The organism is Solemya elarraichensis gill symbiont (assembly GCF_002021095.1).
Classification (GTDB): domain Bacteria; phylum Pseudomonadota; class Gammaproteobacteria; order Chromatiales; family Chromatiaceae.
Window position 1 is genome coordinate 1 of sequence record NZ_MPRK01000118.1, and the last position, 6,427, is coordinate 6,427.

A 6,427-nucleotide genomic window follows, 5' to 3' on the forward strand; every position below is an offset into this window, starting at 1 on the left:
GTCGAAGATCGAGTGTAAAAGGGAGACTTGGATGTCCCGTTTTACATCACGAGATCAAAGACACGCTTGTCTGACTTCTCTCATGCTTGTGTTTACAACGCAGCTTGATGCCAAGTCGCTTGCCTATAAGTACCATGCACCTGATGGATCAGTGATTCTCTCGGACTCCTTGCTTGGTCTCCCGTTTGTACTTGTAGAGCAAAATCTGCATACAAACTATGCAGATTTCAGCATGAAAGGTACTGTTGCCAAACCCATGAAAGAGTCAATCGCACTTCGCAGAGTGAATTTCCTATCAGCTGTCGATGCTGCGGTCAAAAAACATGAAATTGATGCTGCGCTGATACATGCAATCATCGAAGCTGAATCTGCTTATCAGCCAGAGGCTGTTGCACGTACTGGCGCAATTGGCCTGATGCAACTGATGCCAGGTACAGCTGCACGCTTTAACGTATCCGATTCCAACAATCCGATACAGAATGTCATGGGTGGCGCTGAATACCTGAAATACCTGCTCGGTTATTACAAGAATAATCTTAAGCTTGCTGTTGCTGCCTATAATGCCGGCGAGGGGGCTGTAGACAAGTATGGCAAAACGATCCCTCCATATCGTGAAACTCAAAAATATGTCAAACGCGTGTTCAGCCTCTATCGTCGAAACCTGACAGCAAAGTCACTTACATCGAATTCCTTAAAGATCAGTATGAACTAGGCTGGAAAATGCGCGATAATCAAATGATCTCTCATTTGATTTAAGCTGATTAGTGAAAATTCTCTACAGGCTTGGTTTCAACCTGGCTAGCAAATTGCCGGTAACCAAGCTGGACAAGCAGACCTGGCTGGTGGATTGCGCGCAAGGTGAGTTGGTAATTGAGTATTGGGTTTATGCTAACGATCTTTCTGTTCGCGGTGCATTTATTGACAGCTCGCTACTCTTCTTTAATGGAACATCGCTGTTTCTCCGGCCTATCGATCTTGATGTTGAAAGCTGCCGAGTGCATATCAGCAGACTCCAGGATGTCTGTTGCTCAAACTGGAAGATAGCGACAACTTTGCCAAAAATAGCAACAGATAGTGACGGCTATGGTGAATATCAAGCGGAATCATATGAGCGCCTGATTGATACACCATTCACAGTAGCTGACTTTGACAGTTATGAATTCAATGTCTCAGACGTGCCCCACCGAATGGTATTTTGTGGTCGTCACACTGGCGACCTTGAACGTATCGAGAGAGATTTACCGCCAATACTGGAAGAGCATATTGCACTCTTTGGCGAGTTACCGGTTGAGCAGTATCTTTTCATGACCACGGTTACCGGTAATGGTTATGGTGGCCTGGAACATGCAGATTCCACTGCGTTGATCTGTTCACGCAAGGAGTTGCCGGCCCACGGCGATGAGGCAGTCAACGAAGACTACCAGCGCTATCTCGGTCTTTGCAGCCACGAATATTTTCATCTTTGGAACGTCAAACGTATCAAGCCGGCTGTCATGCAGCAGCCTGATCTCGGACATGAGGTCTACACTCCCCAGCTGTGGTCATACGAGGGCATCACTTCCTATTATGATGAACTCGCACTGCTGCGTTCCGGCAGTATCGAAATCGTTTCCTATCTCAAGCAGATTGCAAAAGTCGTCACACGTGTCATGCGTGGTACGGGCAGGGAGGTGCAATCGATTGCCGAATCGAGTTTTGATGCATGGACCAAATTCTACAAACAGGACGAAAATGCGCCGAACGCAATCGTCAGCTATTACGCAAAAGGATCACTCGTCGCTTTTGGTCTGGATATGGAACTGCGCCTGCAGAGTGAAGACAACTGTTCGCTTGATGATGTCATGCGGCGCTTGTGGCAGGAGTACGGCAGCAAGGGACGCGGAACCGATGATGACAGCATTGAGGAGATCTGCATCTCACTTGTAGGTGAGGGAATATCAAGCTTCTTCAAATTGTATGTTCGAGGCACGGCTGAGTTGCCACTCGAACGCTGGTTTGCTGCTGTTGGAATCAGTTCGAGAATGCGTCCGAAAAGTGGTGATGGTGATGACGGCAGCGCTTCTTCATCACAACCTGATGAAGCTGCCAGTGCAAAAGTATCGCTCGATGCTGTCGTTGCTGAGCATCCGGCGGGTGTGTTGTTGAATGTGCTCTACCAGGATGGTCTTGCACAAAGGGCGGGATTCGCTGCCAAAGATCTGCTTGTCGCCGTCGACGGTTACCAGGTCAGCAAGTCGAATGTTGATGCCGTCGTCGCTGCATTGCCACTGCAACAGTCAGTAAAATTGCATGCTTTTCGCGATGGCGTCATGCTTGAACTCGATGTTGTAACCGAGCCGACACGGCAGTCAACCTGTGATCTCTGGCCAACAGCGGAAGAGCAATTGAGCGATGAAATTCGCCAGCGCCGTCAACAGTGGCAGGCATCCCTGGCGACTAACAATTACGGTTCCGGGGATGACTGATTCGATTGATCGTGCCCTGTTGCACGCGCTTTCCGGTGGGCACTTCGTTTCAGGCGAGCAGGTGGCTGAAGAGTGTGGCATCAGCCGTACGGCCGTGTGGAAGCGACTGCAGAATTTTAATAAGCGCTGGGGTTTGGATATCCATTCGGTACGTGGCAGGGGTTACCGCCTGTCGCGGGCAATTGAACTCCTCGAAGAGGAGTTGCTTGCCACTGCGCACCCGGATTCAAACGTAACGCCACAGGTTTATCTTTCACTGCCATCGACAAGCGCCAGCCTGCTCGAGCAGTTACAACAGGGTGGCCTTGATAATGGCACCAATGTTTTTGCAGAACACCAGTCGGCTGGCAGGGGACGGCGCGGACGCGAATGGGTCTCGCCATTCGCGAGTAACATCTATTGTTCCATTCACTGGCGTTTCGACTGCAGTTTTGGCGAACTGGGTGCCTTGAGTCTTGCTGTTGGAGCCATTTTGTGTCGCCTGCTTGACAGCTACGGTGTGGCTGACGTGGGGCTCAAGTGGCCAAATGATATTCTTGTAGAAAGGCGCAAGCTGGCAGGCATTCTTGTTGATCTGCACGGCTCCAGCGAAGGGCCGGTTGATGCCGTCATTGGTATCGGACTGAATTTCTCCATGCCGGGTAACGCCAATGTGCTGATTGACCAGCCGTGGACCGATCTCGAAACACTCGGTTTAGGCCAGTTGTCACGTAACCGGATTGCCAGTGACCTTGTGCGTGTACTCACTAGCGGCCTGCCTGAGTATGCACACTCGGGCTTTCATGCGTTTGTTGATGACTGGCGCCGCTTCGACGCCTTGCTGGGTACCCCCGTCACCGTTGTCATGGGAGAAAATCGCATCCAGGGTATTCATGCCGGTATCTCGACAGATGGTGCGCTTGTGCTGGAAAATAATGGAGAGAAGAAACGCTACTACTCCGGTGAGGTCAGCCTCAGGGGTGCAGAGTCGGCAGGAGAGGGGAATGCATAAGCTGCTTTTTGATATCGGCAACACGCGACTGAAATGGGCGCTTCTCAAGGATGGCATTATGCTTCAGCAGCAGGGGCTTTCGCATGATGCAGTGAACGATGATGCTATTTCCGAAATAATCGCCGAGTCGGGCTGTGAGCAGCTTTATGTTGCCAATGTCACAGGTGTGGAAATCGAACAGCGCTTGCGCTCGATAGCCAGGCAGTTAGGTATTTCCGAGCCTGTGTTTATACGTACACAGTCACAGGCATTCGATGTCACCAATGCCTATGACGAGCCACAACGACTCGGTGTCGATCGCTGGCTGGCCATGGTCGCTACCAGGAGTATCTGCCGGCAGGCTTTCTACGTGATCGATGCAGGAAGTGCGGTGACTATTGATGCAGTTGATGCGCACGGGCAGCACCTCGGGGGCTTGATCGCACCGGGATTCAGAAACATGATGAATGCACTTGTACACAATACGAATCTCTCGACAGATGAATGGGCACCGCCGCAACAGGTGGTGGTGTTGGAGAACAATACGCAACAGGCCATGCTAGGCGGTTGTGCTGCAGCTGTTGCCGGTCTCATCAGTCAGCAGGTGCCTGATGATGCGCGCTTGTTCCTTACGGGGGGAGATGCCGACTGGATTGCCGGCTTGCTCGATCGTGACTACGAGTTGATAGAAGAGCTGGTTTTACTGGGTGTTGCACGTTATGCGGAGGTGGCCTGAATGTTGCGCTGGTTGATCTACATATTGGTAACAGCCAACCTGGTGCTGTTTTTGTGGCTTGGTTTGGGGCCTGATCACCGTGTACCCATGGTGGTCCAGCAGGAGGAAGGTAATTTACGCATCATCAGCGGTGAGCCTGAGATGCCGGAAGTACCTGAAGTGTCGGAGACGAAACAAGCTATGCGCTACTGCTATGCTTCACTGCCATTCAGCAACAAGTTGGTCGCAGATGACATCATTGAGACCCTCGCGGCCGAGGGGCTGGGGACATCCCTTCACAAGGAGAGCCTCGTCCAGCCACCCGAGTACCACTTGATTCTGCCGGCACCCAGCGAATCTGTCGAAATAATACAGAAACAGCTGCAGGATGCCGGTATTGAGGGTGCAGAAATTATCACGGCAGCTGATGGTCAGCAGACGATTCTGCTCGATATATTCCTTGTCCAAAGTAACATGACCGATCGCATTGCCGAGGTTGAGTCGGCAGGTTTTGCCCCCCGGGTTTTAAAGAAAAGTGGTGATTTACTCCTCTACAGTGTCCATGTGAGCACGGAGCTCGAGCAGAAAGAATTCCATAAGTTATTGAACAATAGAGACATTCTGTATGACGGGCAGATGTTTTCATCTTTTCCATGCACAGAGATTGTCTCCGGCAACCGAAACGAATAGAATATGCACCCTTGTGAAGGCGGTCTCCTGTACTGCCAGCAATACATTTAGCCGGTGTAGCTCAGTAGGTAGAGCAACTGACTTGTAATCAGTAGGTCGCGGGTTCAATTCCTGTCGCCGGCTCCATATTTATCAACAGGATAGAGCATTCTGCTCTATTTCGGTTCTACGCTAATTCCCAGTTATATTCCCACGTTTGGGAATATAATTAGCGGATTGGTGTGATTTTCCTCTCCCGACGCAGGTAATGCCTAGTAGTAACGCCCCTTGACGAGTGGCCTAACTTGCCCCCCTGCTCCTCAAAATCAGCAGCGTGCTTTGCTCTCAGGTCTTTGAACTGGAATCGCTCGTCAAGGTTATCCATTGCCCTACGCCATGCTGAGTCATATCCGCTTGATGAAATCTGGAATAGTCGAGTATCAGCTTCACTCTTTCTCGCTTTCGTTGCTTTGGCGATAACGCGCTTCAATTCTGGCGACCAGAGAATCAATGCTTTCTTGCCTGTTTTGCCTTCCTTCACCCTGATTCCTATGTCTTTACAATCGAACAGAGTTATGTTCAGAACGTCCTGGCGACGCAGTCCTGTGAGATACCCAATCCAGGCAGAATATCGCACTAATGGCGGAGCGGCCTTCAGCAATGCACGAAGTTCTTTGTTGGTGACGACTCGATCTCTCGGTTTCTCGTGAATGCCTGAACCTCACGACAAGGATTGTTTGGCATAAAGCCCCAGCGAGCGACACAGACCTTGCAGACATGACGAACCAGGGCTAATTCACGGTTAGCGGCGATCTGAGCTGTTTTCCCACGATAGTCGAGGTATTGGGTTACAAGCTGTGGAGTGAGGGATTCAGGAGGGATATGACCTATTGCAGCGGATAGCCTGTCTAACTGTGCAGACTGGTCCTTTTGTGTCTTGATGGCCTTCTTTGGCAGCTCTTCCAGGCGGTATTTCTCAAGCACGCCCTCCATTGTGAGCAATCCAGCGTCAGCATACAGCTCGGCATACTTTCTCAAAGCCTCTACTTTTGTCTCGCCAAGGACGATTTTCTTGCCTTTCTTCGGGACGAAGCGGTATTTCTTACCATGCTTGTAGACTCGCTGCGGCAAATCTCTGTCAAATTTTCTCTTTCTAGGCGACATTCAGCATATACTCTTGGTTGGCTGTTTGTATGTCCAACCCGTTCACCATGTCCCAGGTCACAACCGGATGGCCGTCAGGACGGACGCGGTAGAATATGTCCATTTTCTTCAAAGCGCGAATCTGAGCAGCTGGCTGTTGGTAGCCAGTCAGGGATTTCAGTTCGTCGCTCGTCAGGATCATTTACTACTCACCCTCACCATGCGTGTTCCAAATAGCTGCCCACACTTCTGTGGACGTTCGGATCACGTTGAAGTCATGGAATTTCATGGCTAGAAGGGGATATCATCTGAATCGTCGAAGTCAGCAACTGGTGCTTGACGCTGTGCTGTTTGGCCTTCCCTCGGATTTGGCGCAAACATATTCACCCAGCCATTGAATGCTATTTCGTTTCCATCCTTATCGATCTGATAGACAGGAATAACGTCAAGCCTCATCACCAGGCC

At 50.6% G+C, this 6,427-nt stretch carries 8 protein-coding genes and 1 tRNA gene; 6 read left to right on the plus strand and 3 right to left on the minus strand.

Annotation, left to right across the window (positions count from 1 at the left end; all coding sequences use genetic code 11):
* Positions 1-31 precede the first annotated feature (31 nt).
* From BOW51_RS06950 to BOW51_RS06975, 6 genes are all read left to right on the plus strand, one after another.
* Complete coding sequence (locus tag BOW51_RS06950) at positions 32-712, plus strand: lytic transglycosylase domain-containing protein (RefSeq protein ID WP_078477056.1); 681 nt, start codon at positions 32-34, stop codon at positions 710-712.
* Between the two features lie 52 nt (positions 713-764).
* The gene (locus BOW51_RS06955) at positions 765-2,465 is read left to right on the plus strand and encodes a M61 family metallopeptidase (RefSeq protein WP_078477057.1); all 1,701 of its coding nucleotides are present in this window, start codon (positions 765-767) and stop codon (positions 2,463-2,465) included.
* On the plus strand, positions 2,458-3,456 hold the full coding sequence (gene birA, locus BOW51_RS06960; RefSeq protein WP_167367263.1) for a bifunctional biotin--[acetyl-CoA-carboxylase] ligase/biotin operon repressor BirA: 999 nt from the start codon (positions 2,458-2,460) through the stop codon (positions 3,454-3,456). Before BOW51_RS06955 ends, birA begins: the two co-directional genes overlap by 8 nt.
* Complete coding sequence (locus tag BOW51_RS06965; protein WP_167367264.1) at positions 3,449-4,171, plus strand: type III pantothenate kinase; 723 nt, start codon at positions 3,449-3,451, stop codon at positions 4,169-4,171. The genes birA and BOW51_RS06965 overlap by 8 nt, the downstream gene beginning before the upstream one ends.
* Positions 4,172-4,840 carry a hypothetical protein gene (locus tag BOW51_RS06970; protein WP_078477060.1) on the plus strand — a complete coding sequence of 223 codons (669 nt, stop codon included), beginning with the start codon at positions 4,172-4,174 and terminating at the stop codon, positions 4,838-4,840.
* Positions 4,841-4,890: 50 nt separating this feature from the next.
* Positions 4,891-4,966, plus strand: a tRNA-Thr gene (locus BOW51_RS06975).
* A gap of 82 nt (positions 4,967-5,048) precedes the next feature.
* Here BOW51_RS06975 and BOW51_RS11135 read toward each other — a convergent pair.
* The 3 genes from BOW51_RS11135 to BOW51_RS06990 form a co-directional block, all read right to left on the minus strand.
* The gene (locus BOW51_RS11135; RefSeq protein ID WP_167367265.1) at positions 5,049-5,360 is read right to left on the minus strand and encodes a site-specific integrase; all 312 of its coding nucleotides are present in this window, start codon (positions 5,358-5,360) and stop codon (positions 5,049-5,051) included.
* 113 nt (positions 5,361-5,473) lie between these two features.
* The gene (locus tag BOW51_RS06985; RefSeq protein ID WP_078477062.1) at positions 5,474-5,983 is read right to left on the minus strand and encodes a hypothetical protein; all 510 of its coding nucleotides are present in this window, start codon (positions 5,981-5,983) and stop codon (positions 5,474-5,476) included.
* Positions 5,973-6,164, minus strand: coding sequence for a DUF4224 domain-containing protein (locus BOW51_RS06990; protein ID WP_078477063.1), 192 nt, complete (start codon positions 6,162-6,164; stop codon positions 5,973-5,975). The genes BOW51_RS06985 and BOW51_RS06990 overlap by 11 nt, the downstream gene beginning before the upstream one ends.
* Positions 6,165-6,427 lie beyond the last annotated feature (263 nt).

What these genes read in the sequence shown, in the direction of transcription:
- BOW51_RS06950 (WP_078477056.1), top strand. Translation starts at nt 32, where the DNA reads ATGTCCCGTTTTACATCACGAGATCAAAGACACGCTTGTCTGACTTCT.
- birA (WP_167367263.1), top strand. Translation starts at nt 2,458, where the DNA reads ATGACTGATTCGATTGATCGTGCCCTGTTGCACGCGCTTTCCGGTGGG.
- BOW51_RS06965 (WP_167367264.1), top strand. Translation starts at nt 3,449, where the DNA reads ATGCATAAGCTGCTTTTTGATATCGGCAACACGCGACTGAAATGGGCG.
- BOW51_RS06970 (WP_078477060.1), top strand. Translation starts at nt 4,172, where the DNA reads ATGTTGCGCTGGTTGATCTACATATTGGTAACAGCCAACCTGGTGCTG.
- BOW51_RS06985 (WP_078477062.1), bottom strand. Translation starts at nt 5,983, where the DNA reads ATGTCGCCTAGAAAGAGAAAATTTGACAGAGATTTGCCGCAGCGAGTC.
- BOW51_RS06990 (WP_078477063.1), bottom strand. Translation starts at nt 6,164, where the DNA reads ATGATCCTGACGAGCGACGAACTGAAATCCCTGACTGGCTACCAACAG.